16 protein-coding genes are annotated in these 19647 nt (G+C 73.1%); 8 read left to right on the forward strand and 8 right to left on the reverse strand.

Going from position 1 to position 19647, the window contains the following annotated elements; all coding sequences use genetic code 11:
- The first annotated feature begins 250 nt into the window (after positions 1-250).
- Positions 251-1459 carry a D-mannonate dehydratase ManD gene (gene manD, locus ACGFIM_RS28940; protein WP_393206237.1) on the forward strand — a complete coding sequence of 403 codons (1209 nt, stop codon included), beginning with the start codon at positions 251-253 and terminating at the stop codon, positions 1457-1459.
- Between the two features lie 75 nt (positions 1460-1534).
- A complete protein-coding gene (locus tag ACGFIM_RS28945; protein ID WP_393206240.1) occupies positions 1535-3106 on the forward strand; it encodes a glycoside hydrolase family 31 protein in 1572 nt (523 codons plus the stop codon).
- 111 nt (positions 3107-3217) lie between these two features.
- Here ACGFIM_RS28945 and ACGFIM_RS28950 read toward each other — a convergent pair whose 3' ends face one another.
- Positions 3218-4039, reverse strand: a complete 822-nt coding sequence (locus ACGFIM_RS28950; protein ID WP_393206243.1) for an FHA domain-containing protein — start codon at positions 4037-4039, stop codon at positions 3218-3220.
- A gap of 272 nt (positions 4040-4311) precedes the next feature.
- On the opposite strand from ACGFIM_RS28950, the gene ACGFIM_RS28955 reads away from it, so the two are divergent.
- The 3 genes from ACGFIM_RS28955 to ACGFIM_RS28965 all read left to right on the forward strand — a co-directional run bounded on the left by ACGFIM_RS28955 (position 4312) and on the right by ACGFIM_RS28965 (position 8955).
- Entirely contained in the window at positions 4312-6015 is a 1704-nt protein-coding gene (locus tag ACGFIM_RS28955; RefSeq protein WP_393206246.1) for a hypothetical protein, read from the forward strand.
- A gap of 91 nt (positions 6016-6106) precedes the next feature.
- The gene (locus ACGFIM_RS28960; protein ID WP_393206248.1) at positions 6107-6466 is read left to right on the forward strand and encodes a hypothetical protein; all 360 of its coding nucleotides are present in this window, start codon (positions 6107-6109) and stop codon (positions 6464-6466) included.
- The gene (locus tag ACGFIM_RS28965) at positions 6463-8955 is read left to right on the forward strand and encodes an Hsp70 family protein (protein ID WP_393206250.1); all 2493 of its coding nucleotides are present in this window, start codon (positions 6463-6465) and stop codon (positions 8953-8955) included. The genes ACGFIM_RS28960 and ACGFIM_RS28965 overlap by 4 nt, the downstream gene beginning before the upstream one ends.
- A 153-nt stretch (positions 8956-9108) precedes the next feature.
- Here the strand turns inward: ACGFIM_RS28965 and ACGFIM_RS28970 are convergent, their stop codons facing one another.
- From ACGFIM_RS28970 to ACGFIM_RS29000, 7 genes are all read right to left on the reverse strand, one after another.
- Positions 9109-10437 (reverse strand): LLM class flavin-dependent oxidoreductase, encoded by a 1329-nt coding sequence (locus ACGFIM_RS28970; RefSeq protein WP_393206252.1) that lies wholly within the window; start codon positions 10435-10437, stop codon positions 9109-9111.
- A gap of 571 nt (positions 10438-11008) precedes the next feature.
- On the reverse strand, positions 11009-11728 hold the full coding sequence (locus ACGFIM_RS28975; protein WP_393206254.1) for a leucine-rich repeat domain-containing protein: 720 nt from the start codon (positions 11726-11728) through the stop codon (positions 11009-11011).
- 314 nt (positions 11729-12042) lie between these two features.
- The gene (locus ACGFIM_RS28980; RefSeq protein WP_393206256.1) at positions 12043-12333 is read right to left on the reverse strand and encodes a hypothetical protein; all 291 of its coding nucleotides are present in this window, start codon (positions 12331-12333) and stop codon (positions 12043-12045) included.
- A 114-nt stretch (positions 12334-12447) separates the two neighbouring features.
- Complete coding sequence (locus ACGFIM_RS28985; RefSeq protein WP_393206258.1) at positions 12448-12840, reverse strand: hypothetical protein; 393 nt, start codon at positions 12838-12840, stop codon at positions 12448-12450.
- Positions 12841-13000: 160 nt separating this feature from the next.
- On the reverse strand, positions 13001-14521 hold the full coding sequence (locus tag ACGFIM_RS28990) for a protein kinase (protein WP_393206260.1): 1521 nt from the start codon (positions 14519-14521) through the stop codon (positions 13001-13003).
- Positions 14521-16032 carry a serine/threonine protein kinase gene (locus tag ACGFIM_RS28995; RefSeq protein WP_393206263.1) on the reverse strand — a complete coding sequence of 504 codons (1512 nt, stop codon included), beginning with the start codon at positions 16030-16032 and terminating at the stop codon, positions 14521-14523. The genes ACGFIM_RS28990 and ACGFIM_RS28995 overlap by 1 nt, the downstream gene beginning before the upstream one ends.
- Positions 16033-16169: 137 nt before the next feature.
- The gene (locus ACGFIM_RS29000; protein ID WP_393206266.1) at positions 16170-16862 is read right to left on the reverse strand and encodes a GntR family transcriptional regulator; all 693 of its coding nucleotides are present in this window, start codon (positions 16860-16862) and stop codon (positions 16170-16172) included.
- 83 nt (positions 16863-16945) lie between these two features.
- Here ACGFIM_RS29000 and ACGFIM_RS29005 point away from each other — a divergent pair, with 83 nt between their 5' ends.
- The 3 genes from ACGFIM_RS29005 to ACGFIM_RS29015 are packed head-to-tail and all read left to right on the forward strand — an operon-like array spanning position 16946 to position 19646.
- On the forward strand, positions 16946-17743 hold the full coding sequence (locus tag ACGFIM_RS29005; RefSeq protein ID WP_393206269.1) for an FAD binding domain-containing protein: 798 nt from the start codon (positions 16946-16948) through the stop codon (positions 17741-17743).
- Between the two features lie 11 nt (positions 17744-17754).
- On the forward strand, positions 17755-18264 hold the full coding sequence (locus tag ACGFIM_RS29010; RefSeq protein ID WP_393206272.1) for a (2Fe-2S)-binding protein: 510 nt from the start codon (positions 17755-17757) through the stop codon (positions 18262-18264).
- Positions 18261-19646, forward strand: a complete 1386-nt coding sequence (locus ACGFIM_RS29015) for a xanthine dehydrogenase family protein molybdopterin-binding subunit (RefSeq protein ID WP_393206275.1) — start codon at positions 18261-18263, stop codon at positions 19644-19646. The genes ACGFIM_RS29010 and ACGFIM_RS29015 overlap by 4 nt, the downstream gene beginning before the upstream one ends.
- Position 19647: the final 1 nt, after the last annotated feature.

Consider the following 19647-nt stretch of genomic DNA (forward strand, 5'->3'; position numbering starts at 1 on the left):
AATCCGCTATACGCGCGGTCACGCCGTGATGCCGACGGCGCCGCCAGCCCCGACGTACACCACAGCCGACCGCTCGGGGAGAAGCGGCGAGGGCGGGGCGGTCACGCCGGGGTGCGCGGCGCGCAGCTCCCCGAGCAGCCGGTGGACGGCATCCGGCGCGGCCCCACCGCGCGCGCCTGCGTGACCGTCCCGGTTAGCGTCGTGGAACAGCCCCCTGTCCGGGATGCGCGCGCGTACCTAAGGAGACCTGTTGAAGATCACCGACGTCGAAGTGCTCGTCACCAGCCCGGGACGCAACTTCGTGACGATCCGCATCCGCACCGACGAAGGCGTGTACGGGCTCGGCGACGCCACGCTCAACGGCCGCGAGCTCGCCGTCGCCTCCTACCTGCGCGACCACGTCGCCCCTTGCCTGATCGGCCGCAACCCGTTCCAGATCGAGGACATCTGGCAGTACCTGTACCGCGGCGCGTACTGGCGGCGCGGCCCCGTCACGATGACCGCGATCGGCGCGGTGGACATGGCGCTGTGGGACATCAAGGGCAAGGCGCTCAACGTCCCCGTGTACGAGCTGCTCGGCGGCGCCTGCCGCACCGGCGTCATGGTGTACGGCCACGCCAACGGCCAGAGCGTCGGCGAGGCGGTGGAGGCGGTCGGCCGCTACCTCGACATGGGGTACAAGGCCGTGCGCGTGCAGGCCGGCGTGCCGGGGCTGGCGGCCACGTACGGCGTGGGCAGGGGCGACCTGTTCTACGAGCCCGCCGGTGAGGGCCTGCCCGCCGAGGACGTCTGGAGCACGGAGAAGTACCTGGCCACCGTGCCCGAGCTGTTCGCCAGGGTGCGCGAGGAGTACGGCAGGGACGTGCACCTGCTGCACGACGCGCACCACCGGCTCACCCCGATCGAGGCGGGCCGGCTCGGGCGTGAGCTGGAGCCGTACTCGCTGTTCTGGCTGGAGGACGCGGTGCCGGCCGAGCAGCAGGAGGCGTTCAGGATCGTGCGGCAGCACACCACCACGCCACTGGCCGTCGGCGAGATCTTCACCACCGTCCACGACGCGACCCTGCTGCTGCGCGAGAACCTCATCGACTACCTGCGCATGACCGTCGTGCACGGCGGCGGCATCACCCATCTGCGCACGGCGGCGGCGTACGCGGCGGTGCACCAGGTACGGACCGGCTGCCACGGCGCCACGGACCTGTCGCCCGTCACCATGGCCGCGGCGCTGCACTTCGACCTGTCGATCCCGAACTTCGGCATCCAGGAGTACATGCGGCACACGCCGGAGACCGACGAGGTGTTCCCGCACGCCTACACGTTCTCCGACGGCTACCTGCACCCCGGCGACGCGCCCGGCCTGGGCGTGGACTACCGGGACGACCTGGCCGAGCGGTATCCGTACAAGCGGGCGTACCTGCCGGTCAGCCGCCTGGAGGACGGCACGATGTTCAACTGGTAGAACGGGATTGCGGCGGCCGGGCCGCTCCTTTAGCGTCGATCCGAAATTCGCGCGCCTACCCGCGAGGGATCACCGATGACGCTTTCTCCCCGCCCCGCCGTCGAACCGCTGCTCGCCGGTGACGAGCTGGAGCTGCCGGTCGAGGCGGGCGAGCGGTGGTGGGGCGGCTCGGTGGACGACGGGCTGTCGATGCCGTACGGCAGGCGGCCCTTCGCCCGCGATCTCGCCGGGCCGCGCGAGCCGGCGGGGCCGTCGAACCAGAGCGCTCCCGTGCTGCTGTCCACCCGCGGGCGGGTGGTGTGGTCGGAGCGGCCGTTCGCGTTCGCGTTCGGCGACGGCGTGCTGCGGCTGTCGGGGCGCGGCATCGAGGTGAGCAGGGCGGGCGGCACGTTGCGCGAGGCGTTCCTGTCGGCGTCCCGGCGCTTCTTCCCGCCGTCCGGGCGGGCGCCCGCCCGGCGGCTGTTCTCCGGGCCGCAGTACAGCACGTGGATCGAGCACCCGTACACGCCGACCCAGGAGGGCGTGCTGCGCTTCGCCCGCGACCTGCTGGAGGCCGGTCTGCCGCCGGGCGCGGTGCTGATCGACGACCTGTGGGCGGAGGACTACGGCACCTGGCGCTTCGACCGCGCCCGCTTCCCCGACCCGGCCGCGATGGTCGCGCGGCTGCACGAGTGGGGCTGCTCGGTGATGCTCTGGGTGGTGCCGTTCGTCAGCCCGGACTCGGCCGCGTTCCGCGAGCTGGAAGGGCGCGGGCTGCTGCTGCGGGACGCCTCCGGCGAGACCGCGATCCGGCGGTGGTGGAACGGCTTCAGCGCCACCCTCGACCTCACCCACCCCGGCGCCGTCGAGTGGATCACCTCCCGGCTCGACGCGCTCGTCGAGGAGATCGGGGTGGACGGGTTCAAGTTCGACGCCGGCGACGTCCGCGACTACCGGGCCGACGACCGCACCGCCCGCCCGGCCGAGCCGGTCGATCTGTGCGAGGCGTGGGCGCGGGTGGGGCTGCGGTATCCGTACAACGAGTTCCGCGCCTGCTGGCGGATGGGCGGCCGGCCGCTCGTCCAGCGGCTGCAGGACAAGCCGGCGCTGTGGGGTCCCGACGGGATCGGGTCACTGATCCCGGAGATGCTCGCCCAAGGGCTGATCGGGCACGCGTTCGTCTGCCCCGACATGATCGGCGGCGGCGAGATCGGGTCGGTGTCCGCGCAGGAGGCCACCGACCAGGAGTTCTTCGTCCGGTACGCCCAGGTCGCCGCGCTCGCCCCCATCATGCAGTTCTCGGTGCTGCCCACCCGCGTGCTCGGCGAGAAGCACCTGGCCGCCGTCCGCGAGGCGCTGGCCGTCCGGGAGGCGCTGCTCCCCCGCATCCTCGGCCTGGTGGACCACGCCGCCGCCACCGGCGAGCCGATCGTGCGGCCGATGGCGTACCACGCGCCGGGGCTCGACGACGTGACCGACCAGTTCTTCCTCGGCCCGGATCTCGTCGTGGCGCCGGTGCTCGCGCAGGGCGCCGTCGAGCGGGAGGTCGCGCTGCCGGAGGGCCGCTGGCGCGCCGACGACGGCACGGTAGCCGAGGGGCCCGCCCGCATCACCGTCGCCTGCGGCCTGACCCGCCTCCCCCGCTTCGAACGCCTCCCCGCCGCCTGACCGTTCCGGCCGGCGATCCGCGTACGGGGCCTTGCGCGGCGCGGTCAGGTCCCGGCCGCCTGCGCAACGGCACGGAAGCCGTGTCCGCGGCCGGACCGCAGGTGAGGGCGGTCAGGTGGCCGGGTCGTCAGGCTCGTCGAGGAGGCGGAGGTCGGCGGGGCCGATGGTGGCGCTGACCAGCAGGGCGGTAATGAGGTTGTGGTTGAGCGCGTTGCCCAGCGGCGGCGGGATCTCCTCCTCCAGCAGGCCCGGCACCTTCTTGCTCAGCCGCTTGCGCGTCTGGGTGACGATGTGGGCCGCGCGCTTGGCGGTCCACTGCTCGCCGGGGCGCAGCCGGCTCAGCTCGTCGGCGACCTGCGACCAGGTGAGCGGCTGCGGCCACGGCTCGGGCCGCAGGTAACGCTGGCCGAGGCAGACCAGGACCAGCCGCTCGACCTCGCTGAGCGCCCAGCCGTTCGGCTCGCGGGTCTCGGCCTCCAGGCGGGCGTGCGTCTCCGCGCCCGCGCCCCTTGCCGGGGCGGCTCTGACGATCCGCACTTCGAGCAGGTGCTCCTGCTCGGGGGCGACGATGAACAGCGGCGTGTACGCGGCCGTCAGCGGTGTCCTGTGCCCGGTGAGCACCAGGCGGCCGCCCGGCAGGCGGATCGGCAGGTTGCCGAGGTTGCACAGCACCCACTGCCCGCCCTCGCGGACGATGGAGCCGTGGCGGCGGCTGACGTACGGGTCGTCGGGGCCCACGCAGACGTGCACGTCCGGCTCAGAACGGCCGAACACCACCTCGAACCCCGCATCGGGCGCGACCCTGATCCCGCCGCGGCCGCCGCGGACGTACAGGGTGCCGGGCACGTCGGGCGGCAACCCGGCGATGTCGTCTCCCTGGGACGTCGGCAGCAGGTGCACCTTGCTGCGCGGCCGACGTTCGGTGCGCGCCATACCGTGATCTTTTCCGTCCCCGCGGCATGAAGTCAACGTCAATCCTGGCCGGCCGGTACGGAAGGCGCTCATCACCTCTCCGGTACCGGGAATGCGATCATTTTTCGTCACAGTCTGTTGGAGAGCGGATACATCGTGCAAGATGGACTTCGCACGGCCGCACCTCTCCGTGGGAGGGGACGCAGCCGTGCGCTCGGGAAGGGTCCCGGGCCATCGGCGTTACGGTCGGGAGGCATCGGGACGGACGGCCGCCGGGGAATGGAGTGAACGCGGTGGAGGTGCCCACGTGGCTGCGCCCGGCCACGACCACGGACCTCTACCGCGACAACGCTTTCAGGATCAGCGGCCTGCCGGTGACGGCGACCTCGCGCGAGGTGCGGCGGCGGGCGACCCAGGTGCGGGCGGCCGAGTCACTAGGGGCAGGGCGGGCCGGACCTCCCGCGGCGCCCGAGGCGCGGTGGCTGCCGCTCAAGCCCGCACCCGATCACGACGCCGTCCGCGAGGCGCTGCGGCGGCTTGAGGACCCGGTGCGGCGGGTCGTGGACGAGTTCTTCTGGTTCTGGCCGCTGGCGGAGACCGACGGGATCGGGCTGGACAGGGCCAAGCAGACGTGGAAGCGGCTGGCCGAGCAGGACCCGGAGGCCGGCGCGGAGGACTCGGCCGCGCGGAGCATCGCCCTGCACAATCTCGCCGTCGCCGGCCATGCGAAGGCGGTGGAGGCGGAGTCCCACCAGAGCATCACGGTCCGCCACGCGTTATGGCGGCAGGCCTACCGGCAGTGGCGCATGGTGCTGGACGACGAGGGCTGCTGGCGGTGGCTGGACGAGCGCATCCGCGCGCTCGACGATCCCCGGTTACGCGCGGTGTCCAGCGGCGCATTCCGCGAGGCGCTGCCGGCCGCGCTGGTGGAGGCCCACGCCGGCGTCGCGGTGCAGGACGCGCGGCGCTGGGGAGGCGAGAAGGCGGCGAGCGGCCACGTGTCGCTGATGCGCGACTTCGCGGCGGACGAGGAGCTGCTCGACGCCGTACTGCGCCGGGCCACCGCGCCGACGGTCGCCGCCCTCAGGCACCGCGCCGAGACGGCCGCCGATCCCCGCGACGAGCCGGCGGTACTGGAGCGGGCCGCCGCGTCACTGCTGACCGGCTCGGAGCCCGACCTGAGGGTGCTGCGTGCCGTGCTCGGCAAGGCGCATCCCGTGTGGTGCGGCGCGGCCGACGCGCTGGCGACCGCGGTCAGCGGCTGCGCGGTGGCCTGCGCCAACGGCCTGGTGCTCGATGGGCAGGACGCCTCCGGCATGCTCGCCAAGGCCGCGGCGCATCTGCGGGCGGCGCGCCGGCTCGCGGCCGGCAGGCACGTGCGCGCCATGATCGCGGACAACCTCGTCACCCTGCTGGGCAACGATCTCCTGCTCGCCTGCGACAAGGCGCTGAAACGGGTGAACGCGGCGCCTGAGAGCGGCCATGCGGAGGCGGTCCGGCTGCTCAAAACCACCGAGGACCGCCTGCGCGAGGTGCGCGTGTTACGGCCTGACGGCGCCGAGACGGAGCAGCTTCACGACAGCGTCGCCCTCACCGCATGCCGCCTGCTCAACGACTACTTCGACGCGACCCAGAACATGGAGCAGACCCTCCAGGGTTACCGCAAGGCACTGGCGGTCGTGGCCAGCAGTGAAGGCCAGGCCGTGATCATGGAGAACATCACCACGCTCTCCCGTGCGCTGGAACTCCTGGGCGACCGCGCGCGACCCGCACAGCAGATCCCCGCCCTCACGCCCCCGCCGTGGTCCGCAACGCCCCCGCAGCGCCCCGCACCCCGGCAGCCGGACGAACCGCGCCAGGGGTGGGGCTCGCTCGTCGGTTGGTGGGTCGGCACGATAGCGCTGGGGATCTTGGCTGCGGTGTATTGGAAAAACGAGATGTATGTGCTCGCCGTGATCTTCGGCATTGGTGCCTTCCTAGCGGCCATCTGGCCATAAGAGTGAAAGCGATGGTGACACGATGCCGTCCAGGCCGCTCTGGACCGGGGGCGAGGTTCCCGGGACAGGCTCCCGCAGCGCTCCCGTCACGATGGAGGCAGTCTCGCTGGCCGAGCTCGCCACGGCCGTCTGGCGGCTGCGCAACAAGATCGAGTCCACCCCGGGCCTGCCCGCTGCCGTGCACCGGCACCTGCAGGCCGTCGTGGACGCCCTGTCCGAGTGCGGGGTCACGACGCGCTCGTACGAGGGCACCGTGTTCGACCCGGGGCTGCGATTGCGGGTGCTGGCGTACCAGCCGATGGCCGGCCTGGAGCGCGACGAGGTGGTGGAGACCGTACGGCCCGCGGTGCACCTGCACGGAGTCCCCATCACGCTGGGCGAGGTCATCGTCGGGGTGCCTCAGGAGGACGAGCCGGGCTGCCCCGCCGGGAAGGGGAGCGAGGAAGGGTGAGCAGGAGCACCATAGACGTCGGCATCGACCTCGGTACGACCAACAGCGCGGTCGCCCTGCTGCGCGGCGTGCAGACCGAGGTGATCAAGAACAACGACGGCGACGACACGACGCCGTCGGCGATCTGGATCGACCGCCGCGACCGGCTCTTCGTGGGCCGGGCGGCCAAGGAGCGCAGCGAGCGGGACCCGGAGAACACCTGCGTCGAGTTCAAGCTCCGTATGGGCCACGCGGGCCAGGACAAGCACTTCCCCGCGTCGGGCCGCACGATGTCGCCCGAGCAGATGTCGGCTGAGGTGCTGTCGTCGCTGCGCGCCGACGTCACCGCCCGGCTGGAGGAGGAGGTCCGCGCGGCCGTCATCACGGTGCCCGCCGCGTTCGACCTGAGCGCGTGCGAGGCCACGCGCCGCGCGGCCGCCCTGGCGGGGTTCGAGCACACCCGGCTGATCCAGGAGCCGGCCGCCGCCGCGCACGCCTACGGCTTCCAGGCCACCGAGGAGAACGCGACGTGGCTGGTGTACGACTTCGGCGGCGGCACGTTCGACGCCGCCGTTATCCGGCTGCGCGACGGGGAGTTCTCGGTCATCGGGCACTGCGGCGACAACTACCTGGGCGGCAAGCTCCTCGACTGGCGCATCGTCGAGGACCTGCTGATACCGGCGGCCGAGCGGCAGATCCGGCAGCTCGCAGGCCTGGCGCGGGGCAATCCGCGCTGGCGCGCCGCCGTCGCCACGCTGAAGCAGGCGGCGGAGCTGGCGAAGATCCGGCTGTCCAGGTCGGCGACGGCCGACGTGTTCGTCGAGCTCGCCGACGACACGGGCCGCAGGTTCGAGTTCGACTATGAGCTGAGCCGCGCGGACGTGGAGCGACTAGCCGAACCCCTCGTCACAAGGTCGGTGAACCTGTGCCGGACGGCACTCGGCGAGCTGGGCGCCGAGCGGGACGACATCGAAAAGGTGATCATGGTGGGCGGCCAGACCGCCATGCCCTACCTGCGTGAACGCCTCGCCGACCCGCGCCAGGGGCTGGGCATCCCGCTGGACTTCGGCCAGGACCCGATGACCGTCGTGGCGCGCGGGGCCGCGATCTTCGCCGGCGGCCAGCCGCTCCCCGACGACTGGACGGCGGCCGCGCCGGAGCCCGGCGTCTACACGCTGCGCTGCGAGTATCCGCGGATCAGCCCGGATGTGGACCCTGTGGTGATCGGCAGGGTGACCGGGCCCGACGGCGCGCCCGCCGCCGGAATGTCCGTCGAGATCGTCAACGACCGGTCGGACCCGCCGTGGCGCAGCGGGCGGATCGCGCTCTCCGGCCGCGGCGAGTTCAGCAGCGTCCTGCGGGCCGAGCCGGGCCGGCTGAACACGTTCACGGTCCTGCTGAGCGACGCCAGGGGGACGCGCCGCGACCTCACACCGGACCAGCTCACCTACACCGTCGGCGCGGTGGAGACCGAGCCCATGCTCACCCACGCCATCGGCGTCGGCCTCGCCGACAACCAGGTGCGCGAGCTGGTCGAGCGCGGCGCGCGCCTGCCGGTGCGGCGCTCCGCCCCGCTGCGGACCACCGTCACCGTGCAGAAGGGCGACAGCGGCGGCCTCATCCGCATCCCCGTGCTGGAGGGCGAGCGGCCCAGGGCCGACCGCAACCGGATCATCGGCCGCATCGAGGTGACCGCCGACCAGGTGGCGCGGACCGTCCCCGCCGGCAGCGAGGTGCGGCTGACGATCGACATCGACGCCTCGCGCCTGGTGAAGGTCAGCGCGTTCGTCCCGCTGCTGGACGAGGTGTTCGAGACCACCGTCAACCTGCTCAGCGAGCCCGCGTCCGACCACGCCGAGCTGGTGCTGACCGCCGACGCGGAGAAGGCGCGGCACGCGGCGCTGCGCGAACGCTGCCGCTCGGCGGGCAACACGGTGGCCGCCCTGCTGCTGGAGCGGGTGGACGACGAGGGTCTGCTGGACGAGCTCGACCGTGCCGTCCAGGCCGCCCGGCACAGCCCCGAGGAGACGGGCCACGCCGCCAAGGCCCTGCTCGACCTGCGGCTCGCCCTTGACGCCGTCGAGGACGAGCTGGCCTGGCCCGAGCTGGTGCGCGCGGCCGAGTCCATGATGACCGAGGTGCGCGACCTGGTCGCCGCACACGGCAGCCCGTCGGACCGCGACGACCTGCCGCTGCTCGAACGGGAGATCGCCGCGGCCATCGAGTCGCGCGACGCCGACCTGCTGCGCCAGCGCACCGACCAGCTCCGCGACCACGCCCTGCGGGTGCTGGACCGCGCCGGAGTGCTGCAGCCGCTGGTGTTCCAGGACCTGGCGCGGCTGCGGGGCCGGATGCGTCACAAGGCCACGGCGGACCGCCTCATCCGTGACGGCGAACGCGCCCTGGACGCCGGCGAGCGGGAACGGCTGCGCGCCATCAACATCGAGCTGCAGTCCCTGCTCCCCGAGCCTCCGCCGCCGCCGAGCCTGAGCACCGTCCGGGCCACCTGACCCGGCCCCGCGCCACCGGCTACGGCCGCCCGCGCCCGCCTGACCGGCCCCGTTCCCTGGCCCGGCTGCGCGCCTGCGTGACCGGCCCCGCGCGCTTCCCCCTGCGCGGCGGGCGCCCGGAGCCGGCCGGGCGCCCCCTCTCCCCTGCTCTGGTCAGACCGCGACGGGTTCGCGGCGGGCGGCGTAGCGGGAGGGCGGCCGGGGCAGGCCGTAGTGGGCGCGCAGGGTGTGGGTGTCGTATTCGTGACGGAAGAGCCCGCGCGCCCGCAGCTCCGGCACGACGTGGTCCACGAACACCTCCAAGCCGCTGGGCAGCAGCGGCGGCATGATGTTGAAGCCGTCCGCGGCGCCGTTGAAGAACCACTCCTGGAGCTGGTCGGCGATCTGCTCGGGCGTGCCGGTGACCACGCGGTGCCCGCGCCCGCCCGCGAGGCGCGACAGCAGCTGCCTGACGGTGAGGCGTTCGCGCCTTGCCAGCTCGACGACGAGCTTGCGGCGGCTCTGCGCGCCCTCGGTCTCGATGGGCACGTCGGGCAGCGGGCCGTCCAGGTGCTCCTCGGTCAGCTCGATACCGGTCAGGTAGGACAGCTGCGCCAGCCCGTACGCGGGGATGATGAGCTCGTCGAGCTCCCGCTCCAGGGCGCGTGCCTCCTCCTCGGTCGAGCCGATGATCGGTGAGATACCGGGCAGGACGAGCAGGTCGTCGTGGTGCCGCCCGTAGTCGGCCAGACGGCGCTTGAGGTCGGAGTAGAACTCCTGGCCGTCCTGCAGGGTCTGCTGCGCGGTGAAGACGGCCTCGGCGTGGCGGGCGGCGAACTCCTTGCCGTCCTCCGACGAGCCGGCCTGGACGAGCAGCGGGCGGCCCTGCGGGGTGCGCGAGGTGTTCAGCGGGCCCTTGACGGAGAAGTGCTCGCCGACGTGGTCGATGGCGTGGATCTTGCCGGTGTCGGCGTACAGGCCGGCCGCCCGGTCGGCGCGGATCGCGTCGTCCTCCCAGCTGTCCCAGAGCTTGGTGACGACGTCGAGGAACTCGGCGGCCCGCGCGTAGCGGGCGGCGTGCGCGGGGCGCTCGATGCCGAAGTTGGCGGCCTCGGCCTCGCTCGCCGAGGTGACGATGTTCCAGCCGGCCCGGCCGCCGCTGATGTGGTCGAGGGAGGCGAACTTGCGCGCCACGTGGAAGGGCTCGTTGTACGTGGTCGAGACGGTGGCGATGAGCCCGATGTGCTCGGTGACGGTGGCCAGGGCCGTCAGCAGGGTGAGCGGTTCGAGGCCGCCGAGGGCGTTGTGGCGTACCTTGCCGCGCAGCGCGAGCCCGTCGGCGAGGAACACCGAGTCCAGCGTGCCACGCTCGGCGATCTTCGCCAGCTCCTGGTAGTGGCGGACGTCGGTGATCCTGCCCGGTTCGCTGCGGGGGTGGCGCCAGGCCGCCTCGTGGTGGCCGACGCCCATGAGGAAGGCGTTGAGGTGCAGTTTTCTCGTCACGTGGTCCTCCAGGTGGAAAGCGGCGCTCGGCGGTGGTCAGGCGGCGGGCGCGCCGATGCCCGGGTGCCCGGGGAAAAGAGGGGTGTCCTCCCCCGTGCCCGCCCCCGAGGCGGGCACGGGGCGAGGAGGATCCGTGATCAGCGACACTGCGCGCTGGAGACGTGGCCGTGGTCCACGTGCGGGCGCCGGGTCAGGAGAAGGCCCTGGCTCATGCACTCGAAGGTACGATCACGCTCTCCCAAAGTCAATATTTCCTACAGGCTATACATGAAATACTGCTCGACGGTATCGGGCGGGGCGAGTACGGGGCATCAGCGGCCTCGGCGGCCTCCGCCCGGGGACCGGGGCGGCAGAACCATCAGTGGCGAGGCGGACTCCGGCCGGGACCGAGGTGGCGGATCCATCAGTGGCGGGGAGCCTCCGCCCGGGACCGAGGGGGCGGAATCCATCCTTGGCGGGGTGGCCTCCTGCCCGGGGGCCAAGGTGGGCGGAACCCATCAGTGGCAGGGCGCCTCCAGCGCGCACGCCGGGCAGCATCGGCGCGCGCCTGCGGGGAGGTCTGGCGCGCGCGTCAGGTGAGAACGACGCAGCCGCGATCCTCCAGCTCGGCCAGCAGGGAGGGGTCGGGGTCGCAGGGGTTCCAGCGCAGGTCCAGCTTCTCCAGGGCGGGCATGCGGGCGATCCAGCCGGGCAGCCGGGTGATGCGGTTGCTCCGCAGGTCCACCTGGCGCAGCAGCGGCAGCCCGGCGATCGGCTCCGGCACCTCCGCGAGCCGGTTGTCGCGCAGTTCCAGGTGGCGCAGCTCGCGCAGGCCGGCCACCGCGGGCGGCAGGTGCTCGATGCGGTTGCCGCGCAGCCACAGCTCGCGCAGCCGGGAGAGCCGCCCGATGCCGGCGGGCAGCGCGGCCAGCCGGTTGTGCTGGGCCCGCAACTCGGTGAGCGCGGCCATGTCGCCGATGGACTCCGGCAGGGCGGTCAGCTCGTTCTCCCCCACGTTGAGGTAGCGCACCCTGGCCAGCCGTCCCAGCGCGTCCGGCAGCTCGCGCAGGCGGTTGCCGTGCAGGTAGAGGCAGCCGCTCAGGCCGGCCAGCCCGCCCAGCTCGTCGGGCAGATAGGTCAGCTCGTTGTGTCCCAGGTCCAGGGTGACCAGCCGGCGCAGCCGTCCGATCTCGGGCGGGAGCTCCGTGAGCCCGGTCTCGGCGAGGATCAGCACCTCCAGCCCCGTACGCTCCCAGACCTCGCCGGGCACCCGGCCGAGGGGCTGTCGCCACAGATCGAGCACGTCGCGCATGCGGTCCTTTCTCGAACGCGGCGTACGAGAAGCATCCCGTCGAGCGCCTGGACCACATCGTCCTGCCCACGGACCACGCGCTGTCGGATCAGCGGGTGACGCCGGCCCGTACGCTGCTCGGCTTCCTCGCGCGCCACCTCTGACGCTCTGACGATTGCCGCGGCCGGACCGGCCTGCGCGGACTACCGCGCACCTGAGGGCGGGTCCCCGGGGTGGTCGCTGGTGCGGGCGACGGCCACCCCGGGGAGCTTCTATCAGGCGGTGTTCGATCAGGCCGTGTTCGATCAGGCGGCGTTCGATCAGGCGGCGTTCGATCAGGCGGCGGCCTCCTCGCGGCGTACGTGCGAGCAGCTCGCGCAGGCCGTACGGTCAGGAGCCTGCAGCAACTGGTCGAAGGGGATGAAGATGCCGCAGCACTCGCAGATGCCGTAGAGCCCGCGGTCCATGCGGTCCAGGGCGTCGCTGATGCGGCGGGCGGCGGCGTGGTCGAGCACGGGGTCGGTGGCGGCGAGCCGCTCGTCGAGCAGCTCGCGCAGCTCCTCGAGCCGGTTCAGGTGCTCGGTGTAGTGCTGCAGGTGGGTGTGGACTGATCTGTCGTCGGCCATGACGCTGATCTGCTCCTCGCTGTACGCGAAAAGGGATGACGGCGCGTCCGCGTCGGATGCGGGGGTCTCCAGCGCTGCGCTGGAGTGATGGTGATCGTGAAGACGGAGGTGGCGTCAGATCAGAGGCGGGCTGCGCGAGCCCATCGTGCGGTGTGCGACCTGCTGGGGATCGCCGGTCAGGTCCGCGTCGGGGCGCGGGCCGGGCAGCAGCGCGAGGTGGGCGGCCTCGTCGTGCGTGCCGCGCACGGGCGGCCACAACGTCAGCGCGGGGTGTTCGCGGACGCCGGCGGCCTGCGGTGGCAGGCTGGCCAAGCCGTCGTCGCCGGCGTGTTCGTCGCCGGTCGAGCTCGGGGCCAGGGCGGAACGGGTCACCAGGTCGGGGCCGTTCCAGCCCGAGGGCGCACCGGCCATCAGGCCGGCCGCGAGCAGGGACAGCAGGAGCAGGCCCATCACGCCGCAGAGCGCGAGGGAGCCTCGTGGTGTCGTGGTGCCCCACGGTCCCGCCATAAGCCCGACCATAGCCCAGACCGTACGAAAAAGGGCATCCCTCCACGGAACTGAGTACGGTCCGATTTCGGCGCACCCGCCTTCGCCGATCTTGTCCGCGGCGCGGTTTCCCCGTGGACAGCGCGGGTTTCGCGCGAGCCTGCCCCATCCGGCGGCCGGGTCAGATTTTGCAGATCGTGAACGTCAGCGTCCTCGACGCCTTGGCGTGGGTGAGCAGGCGGAAGACGACCGTGTGCCGCCCGGCGGAGAACGCGCTGAACGGACTGCGCCGCAGCACGTCGGAGCCGTTGGTGAGGTATCCGGTCAGCCAGCCCTCGTCCTCGCCGTCCACGATCCAGCGGTAGCCGTACGGGATCTGCTTGCCCGCCGGCCCGGCCAGCGTGGCGACCGGGAACGTGCTGGGGCTGTAGCAGCCGCCCATCTTCACGCCGTCGAGCGTCACCGACACCAGCCGGACGGTGCCGCCGGATGAGGTGCCGGTCTTCGTGGCCTTCGGGGCGGAGGTCTTCGGCGCGGCAGCGGTGGTCTTCGGCGTGGCCGGGCGCGGCGTGGAGCGGGTGGTCCGTGACGGGGTCTGCTCGGGGGTCTGCTCGGGGGTGCCGCTGCGGCGGGGCGTGGTCCGTTCGGCGGGTGAGGCGCTCGTCCCGGGGCTGCCGGTCGCCGAGGCGCTCTGCCCCGTCCGTTCAGAGGCGGGCGACGGTACGGGGGGCGCGGCCGCGCCGCTCCTGCCCGGCGGCAGGAACGCGACCGCGCCCGCCACCAGAGCTCCGGCCACCACCACCGCACCGGCGCCCATCAGCACCGCCGTCCCCTTGCCGCGCCTGCGCGGCGCCCCCGACGGCGACGACATGGCGGGCCCGGTGGGCGGCACCTGGGAGATCGGGGGTGCCGGGGGCATCGGCGGGGCCGGGCGGGAGCCGAGCAGCCAGAGCAGCACGTCCTGCATGCTCGGCCGGGCGGCGGGGTTCTTGGCCAGGCAGGCGAGCAGGATCGGGCGCAGCGGGGCGGGCACGTCGCCGAGGTACGGCTCGTCGTGCAGGATGCGGCGGATCACCGCGGGCAGCGAGTCGTTGCCGAACGGCGGCGTCCCCGTCGCGGCGAACACCATCACCCCGGCCCACGCGAACACGTCGGTGGCCGGGCCGACGGGCTCGCCCGCGAGCTGCTCGGGAGCCATGTACGCGGGCGTGCCGACGATGCTGCTGGTCACGGTGAGCGAGTGCCCGGGGGCGCGGGCGATGCCGAAGTCGATGACGCGCGGCCCGTCGCGGCCCAGCAGCACGTTGGCGGGCTTGAAGTCGCGGTGCACGACCCCGGCCCGGTGGATCGCGGCCAGCGCCGTCGCCGTCGCGACCGCCAGGCGCTGCAGGTCGGCCCCGGTGTGCCGGCCCGCCTGGCTGAGCGGCGGCCCGTCGACGTACTCGGTGACGATGTACGGCCGTCCGCCCATCGACGCGTCGAGCACCTGCGCGATGCAGAACGGCTCCACCTGCCGGGCCGTCTCGACCTCCTTGGCGAAGCGGTGGTCGCCGGCGTAGCCGTCCTGGAGCACCTTGACGGCCACCCGCTGCCCGCCCGGGTCCTCCCCCAGGTACACCACGCCCTGGCCGCCCTCGCCGAGCCTGCCCAGCAGCCGGTACGGGCCGATGGCGGCCGGGTCCTCGGGCCGCAGCGCGCCCATCACCCGTCCTCGTCGGAGCAGATGCGGAAGGTGAGCGCCTTGGAGACCTTCTGGGGCGAGGTCAGGCGGAGCACGACCTGGTGGGTTCCCTCCGCCTCGACCAGGGGGCCGGTGACCTGCCGGGTGTGGACGCTGGAGATGCCGTCGCTGTAACGGCGGACGACCTTGCCGTCGAGAAGCCATTCGTACGAGAAGTGGGTGTACAGCTTGCTGCCCTCGACCAGGCCGAAGACGTTGACACTGCCGAACAGGCAGCCTGGGGTGTCGGCGTGGGTGTTGCCGGAGGCCCACACCCTGGCGATGCGGAGGGTGCCGCCGCCCGACGCCGGGGCCGTCGTGGCGGGCTTCGCCGGAGGTTTCGCGGTGCGGGTCGCGGCGGTGCGGGTGGGCTGCGTGCGCGTCGGCGTCGGCGCCGGAGGTCCGGTCGTAGGCCGCGCCGTCGGCGAGGTGGTCCGCCGCCGGCGCGGGCTCGGGGAGGAGGTGCGGGTCCGTTTCGGGGGCTCGCCGGCGCCGGCGGTCGGGGGCGCGGGGGTCGTGGTCGAGGCGAGGGCCTGCGCGGCGGGCGGCTGCCGGTCGGCCCAGACGTTCCGGACACCCCAGGTGACGCCGCCCGCGACCACCAGCGTCACGGCGCTGGCGGCGCCCGCGACCAGCCACATCCGCCGGGCGGCGGAGGGCACGGCGGCGCCGGGGGCCGATGACGTGTGCACGGCGGGGCCACCGAACCGGTGGGGGCCACCGCCGAGCAGGCGGAGCAGCACGTCCTGCATGGTCGGGCGGCGCGCGGGGTCCTTGGCCAGGCAGTGCAGGACGATCGTGCGCAGCGGCTCGGCCAGGTCGCCGAGGCGCGGCTCGTTGTGCAGGATGCGGTTGATCACGGCGGGCAGCGTGTCCTCGCCGAACGGCGGGCTGCCGGTGGCCGCGAACACCATCACCGAGCCCCATGCGAACACGTCCGTGGCGGGCCCGACCGGCGCTCCCGCGAGCTGCTCGGGCGCCATGTACGCGGGCGTCCCCATGACGCCGCTGACCCCGGACGGCCCGGCCGCCGCCGAACGGGCGATGCCGAAGTCGATGACGCGCGGCCCGCCGGGGCCGAGCAGCACGTTGGCGGGCTTGAAGTCGCGGTGCACGATGCCGGCCTGGTGGATGGCGGCCAGCGCGGTGGCGGTGGCGACCGCGAGCCGTTGCAGGTCGGCGCCGTGGTGGCGGCCGGCCTGCTGGAGCGAGGGCCCTTCGACGTACTCGGTGACGATGTACGGCCGCTCGCCGAAGGAGGCGTCGAGCACCTGCGCGATGCAGAACGGCTCGACCCGCCGCGCCGCCTCGACCTCCCGGGCGAACCGCTCCCCGCCGCTCCCGTCGCGGAACACCTTGATCGCGACCGGTGCGGAGCCGGGAAGCCGCCCCAAGTAGACGACGCCCTGCCCGCCCGAGCCCAGCCGGCCGAGCAGCCGGTAGGGCCCCACGGCGGGCGGATCTTCCTCCCAGAGCGGTTCGGCCTGCGGCATGAAGTCCCCCGTGTCACTACTTTGATCTTCAGCACCTTAGCCGGAAGGTCGTGAGCATCACGAAAAGTCACAGAAATTCACCGGCCGCTAACGTCGCATAGCCGGCATCACGCCGCCATGCCCCGGCCGGCCCAGGGTCAGGACGCCGGCCGCCTCGGCGTCCCGTACGCGTCGTGCGGCGTGTCGGCGTACGCCCACTGGTGGTCGCGGGCATGCCGGCAGGCCGCCTCCACGTCCCCCGTGCGCATGACCTCCAGCAGCTCGCGGTGCTCGTCGGCGACCCGCTCCAGCGCGGGCCTGGTGACCATGAGGGCGATGGCGGTGCGGGCCTCGATCTGCAGCGCCTCCCAGGCACGGGTGAGCAGGCCGTTGCCGCCCGCCTGGACGACGTGGCGGTGGAAGCGGGCGCTGGCCAGGCCGATGCCGGCGACGTCGGAGGCGCGGGCGCAGGCGTCCATGTCGGCCACCGCCTCCTCGAGCCGGTCGAGCGGCAGCGACCCGGCGAGCATGGCGAGCCGGGTCGCGGTCTCCTCCAGCGCCGCCCGCATGATGTACGCCTCGCGGATCGTCTGCTCGGCGAAGGGCAGCACCCGGCTGCCGTGCCGGGGCCGGCTCTCGATGAGCCCGAGGCCTTCGAGCTGGCGCAGCGCCTCGCGCACGGGGGCCTGGCTGGTGCCGTACTCGGCGGCGATCCTCGTCTCGATCAGCCGCTCCCCCTCGCCCAGCTCGCCGGTGACGATCCGCCGCAGGAGGCCGTCGCGGATCTGCCGGCTCAGGGTGGGCCGGGCGGAGCGCGGCGCTCTCGACGAGTGGACCGGGGGTTCCGCCACCAGACCTCCCTCGAAAACTCCCTCTTGACTCTTAAATCCTCTCATCTAGCTTCAAATTATCGATATCGATAATTGGAGCGCAGATGCTGATATCGATCGAGATGCCGGACAGCGCGGACGCGGCCAGGACTCACCTCCGGGACGGAGCCCTCCCCCTGGGCGGTGGCACCCACCTGATGCCCCGGCTGAACGACGCGGCCGGCACCGACGTACGGCTGGTCAGCCTGCGCAAGGCCGGGCTGCGCGGCATCGACGTCCACGACGGCCGGGTGGTGATCGGCGCGGCCACCACGCTCGCCGACGTCGAGGACGACCCCCGGCTCCCCTACCTCTCCCCCTGCGTGCGCTCGATCGCCTCCCCGCCGGTGCGCAACCTCGCCACGGTGGCGGGCAACCTCTTCGTGCCGCAGCCGTACGGCGACCTCGCGGCGGCGCTGCTCGCCCTGGACGCCGAGGTGGACGTGCTCGGCGCGGACGGCGTCCGCGCCGAGCCCCTGGAGCGGATCGCCGCGGACGGCCTGCCCGCGGGCGAGCTGGTGACGCGCATCCGGTTCACCGCCCCTGAGCAGGGGACGTTCCGCTTCCACAAGGCGGCCAGGCGGCGGCTCAACTCGGGCTCCATCGTCACGATCGCGGCACGGATCGCGGCCGAGGACGGCGTGGTGGCCGATGTGCGGCTGGCCGTCGGCGGCATGGCGCGCCGCCTGGTACGGGCCGCCGGCGCCGAGCGGGTGCTGCTCGGCGCGCCGCTCACCCCCGAGGTCATCGCCCGTGCGGCCGGAGCGGACGCCTTCGAGCCGTTCGACGACGCGTACGCCTCCGCGTGGTACCGCGCCAGGGTCTACCCCGTCCACCTGCGTCGCGCCCTGCTCGGGGCCTGAAAGGGGATCGCATGCCGGCACGGATCGTCACGCTCACGCTGAACGGTGCGGAGCGGGAGCTGATCGCCCGCCCTTCGATGACGTTGCTGACCGCCCTGCGCGAGACGTTCGGGCTGATGGGCGCCAAGCGCGGCTGCGCCCAGGGAGGCTGTGGCAGCTGCACGGTCCTGCTGGACGGCCGGCCCGTGGTGTCGTGCCTGGTCCCCGTGGTGACGGTGGACGGCTCGTCGGTGGAGACGATCGAGGGCCAGGCGGACGGCGAGCGGCTCAGCGACGTGCAGCAGGCCTTCGTGGACGGGTTCGCCACGCAGTGCGGCTTCTGCACCCCCGGGATGATCATGTCGGCCACGGCGCTGCTCGATCGCAACCCGGAGCCGACCCGGCAGGACGTCGTGGAGGCGATCTGCGGGAACGTCTGCCGCTGCACCGGCTACGAGCCGATCATCAACGCCGTGCTCGACGCGGCACAACGCCGCCGCAAGGCGACGTCCGAGCGCGCGCCCGCGGGGGCCGAGCGATGAGCCCGCGCCTCACCCCGATCGACACCGCGTACTTCGCCCGGGAGCGGGGCGAGGGCGGCTTCTCCGTCATCGGCTCCCCCGTCCAGCGCTCCGACGCCCGCTCCCACGTCACCGGCCGCACGGCGTTCTTCGAGGACATGACGCCGCCGGGCCTGGTCCACGTCAAGATCCACCGCTCCACCCGGCACCACGCCCTCATCGACAGCGTGGACGTCTCCGGCGCGCTGCGGGTGCCGGGCGTGCTGCGCGTCATCACGTACAAGGACGTGCCGAACAACTGGTACGTCGTGCTCCGCCTCATCGGGGTGGGGCCCGACGACGAGCCGGTGCTGGCCGAGGACCGGGTGCTCTACCGGGGCGAGCCGATCGTCGCCGTGGTCGGCGAGACCGAGGAGGCCGCCCGCGAGGGCGCCGCCCGGGTCAAGGTCGAGTACACGGACCTGCCCGCCGTGCTCGACGTGGAGGAGGCGCTGGCCGAGGGCGCGCCGATCATCAAGCAGGCCGGCACCAACCACTTCGTCTACGAGGGGCACCACTGCCGCAGGGTGCGCTTCGGCGACGTGGAGCGGGCCTTCGCCGAGGCCGACCGCATCATCGAGGGCCGCTACGACTCCTCCCCCATCGAGCACGCCCCGGTCGAGCCGACCGGCTGCATCGTCGTGCCGCAGGGCGACGGGCGGCTGCGCATCCACAGCGACACGCAGGCGGCGTTCTTCACGCTCGACAACACCGCGCTCATCCTCGGCGTCCCGCCCACGGACCTGCGGGTGGTCGGCGGCACGGTGGGCGGCGGCTTCGGCGGGAAGGTGGACGTGATCGTGGAGCCGCTGGCCTGCCTGGCGGCCATGCTGACCGGCCGGCCCGCCAAGTACGTCTACAGCCGCGCCGAGGAGATGCAGGTGTCGTCCACGCGGGCGGCCGAGCGCATCTACATCAAGGACGGCGTGATGAACGACGGCCGCATCATCGCCCGCCAGGTCACCCTGTACGTGGACGCGGGCGCGTACTCGCGGCACAGCCCGTACGGGGTGACGAAGGCGGCGGCGCACATGCCGGGCCCGTACACGATCCCGAACGTGCACGTGGACTGCTACTGCGTCTACACGAACCGGACGCCGTCCAGCGCCATGCGCGGCTTCGGCGTGACGATCGGCGACTTCGCGCTGGAGTCGCACATGGACCGCGTGGCCAGGGAGCTGGGCATGGACCCGCTGCGGCTGCGGCTGCTCAACGCCTACCGCGACGGCGACATGAAGGCGCACCGCAAGATCGCGTCGGGGACGGCGCTGGTCGAGGTGATCCAGCGCGCCGCCGACCTGGTGGGGCACGAGCTGCCGGACGAGTACCGGGCGATGTCGTCGAGCGAACGGGCGGAGGGCTGAG

The organism is Nonomuraea sp. NPDC049309 (genome assembly GCF_043196965.1).
Taxonomy (GTDB): domain Bacteria; phylum Actinomycetota; class Actinomycetes; order Streptosporangiales; family Streptosporangiaceae; genus Nonomuraea; species Nonomuraea fastidiosa.

Bases quoted from the DNA above. Each gene is read 5' to 3' on its own strand.
- ACGFIM_RS28945 (WP_393206240.1), top strand. From the start codon at position 1,535: ATGACGCTTTCTCCCCGCCCCGCCGTCGAACCGCTGCTCGCCGGTGAC.
- ACGFIM_RS28950 (WP_393206243.1), bottom strand. From the start codon at position 4,039: ATGGCGCGCACCGAACGTCGGCCGCGCAGCAAGGTGCACCTGCTGCCG.
- ACGFIM_RS28960 (WP_393206248.1), top strand. From the start codon at position 6,107: ATGGAGGCAGTCTCGCTGGCCGAGCTCGCCACGGCCGTCTGGCGGCTG.
- ACGFIM_RS28975 (WP_393206254.1), bottom strand. From the start codon at position 11,728: ATGCGCGACGTGCTCGATCTGTGGCGACAGCCCCTCGGCCGGGTGCCC.
- ACGFIM_RS28980 (WP_393206256.1), bottom strand. From the start codon at position 12,333: ATGGCCGACGACAGATCAGTCCACACCCACCTGCAGCACTACACCGAG.
- ACGFIM_RS28985 (WP_393206258.1), bottom strand. From the start codon at position 12,840: ATGGCGGGACCGTGGGGCACCACGACACCACGAGGCTCCCTCGCGCTC.
- ACGFIM_RS28990 (WP_393206260.1), bottom strand. From the start codon at position 14,521: ATGGGCGCGCTGCGGCCCGAGGACCCGGCCGCCATCGGCCCGTACCGG.
- ACGFIM_RS28995 (WP_393206263.1), bottom strand. From the start codon at position 16,032: ATGCCGCAGGCCGAACCGCTCTGGGAGGAAGATCCGCCCGCCGTGGGG.
- ACGFIM_RS29005 (WP_393206269.1), top strand. From the start codon at position 16,946: ATGCTGATATCGATCGAGATGCCGGACAGCGCGGACGCGGCCAGGACT.
- ACGFIM_RS29010 (WP_393206272.1), top strand. From the start codon at position 17,755: ATGCCGGCACGGATCGTCACGCTCACGCTGAACGGTGCGGAGCGGGAG.
- ACGFIM_RS29015 (WP_393206275.1), top strand. From the start codon at position 18,261: ATGAGCCCGCGCCTCACCCCGATCGACACCGCGTACTTCGCCCGGGAG.